Source organism: Desulfobulbus rhabdoformis, from assembly GCF_016919065.1.
Classification (GTDB): Bacteria; Desulfobacterota; Desulfobulbia; order Desulfobulbales; family Desulfobulbaceae; genus Desulfobulbus; species Desulfobulbus rhabdoformis.
Genome location: NZ_JAFFQA010000206.1, coordinates 1 through 253, shown reverse-complemented (window position 1 = coordinate 253; position 253 = coordinate 1). Strand labels below are relative to the sequence as shown.

Here is a 253-nt window from a genome sequence, read left to right as displayed (position 1 = left end):
AAATATCTCTCCTTATCACCTCCCCTCACTAAAAAGGGGGAGGCGATAAGGAGAGATATTTCGGACTACCCTTTGCTCGAAATTTTCAAAATTCCAGATTTCTACCCACGGATTCGGCGGAAGAGCCGAAAGTTATTTGAAGAGTTTCCCCATTTAAAGAAGCGATATTGGGGGCAACATTTTTGGGCTCGCGGTTATTTTTGCGTGACAGCTGGTGAGCTTACAAAAGAAATGATCCAAGAATATCTCGCAC

At 43.5% G+C, this 253-nt stretch carries 1 pseudogene; it reads left to right on the top strand.

The window, feature by feature from the left end:
• Nucleotides 1-117: 117 nt before the first annotated feature.
• Nucleotides 118-253 (top strand): annotated as a pseudogene (locus JWJ90_RS23070) (transposase); the annotation flags it as partial.